The 692-nt window shown below is 53.8% G+C and carries 1 protein-coding gene; it reads right to left on the bottom strand.

Annotated features, from left to right (window positions below; all coding sequences use genetic code 11):
- Positions 1-692: PKD domain-containing protein (locus AC4FQ5_RS19740; RefSeq protein WP_491146274.1), on the bottom strand; the 692-nt coding region annotated here is incomplete at both ends.

The following is a 692-nucleotide window of genomic DNA, read 5'->3' as shown; positions in this document are numbered from 1 at the left end:
CTGTCTTCGGTGGTGATTCCGCCACCCCAGTTAAAGGTGTATGGAGCTGTTCCACCTGCCGGAGTTAAGTTGATGGCACCGTTAGAAGCTCCGTTGCAGGCAATGTTGGTGACTACAGTGGTACCGGACACGGCGGTTGCCGGTTGTGTTACGGTTGCATTTACGGTTGCCGTACATCCGTTGGCATCGGTGATGATGACGGTGTATGTTCCAGCAGCCAGTCCTGTTCTGTCTTCAGTAGTAATTCCGCCACCCCAGTTAAAGGTGTATGGAGCTGTTCCACCTGCCGGAGTTAAGTTGATGGCACCGTTAGAAGCTCCGTTGCAGGCAATGTTGGTGACTACAGTGGTACCGGACACGGCGGTTGCCGGTTGTGTTACGGTTGCATTTACGGTTGCCGTACATCCGTTGGCATCGGTGATGATGACGGTGTATGTTCCAGCAGCCAGTCCTGTTCTGTCTTCAGTAGTAATTCCGCCACCCCAGTTAAAGGTGTATGGTGCAGCCCCTCCCGCCGGAGTTAAGTTGATGGCCCCGTTAGAAGCTCCGTTACAAGCGATGTTGGTCACTACAGTGGTTCCTGAAACGGCGGTTGCCGGCTGTGTTACGGTTGCATTTACGGTTGCCGTACATCCGTTGGCATCGGTGATGATGACGGTGTATGTTCCAGCAGCCAGTCCTGTTCTGTCTTC

The organism is Chryseobacterium sp. DT-167 (genome assembly GCF_058310155.1).
Note: the sequence above shows the minus strand (reverse complement) of the source record. Positions and strands in the feature narration are given on the sequence as shown.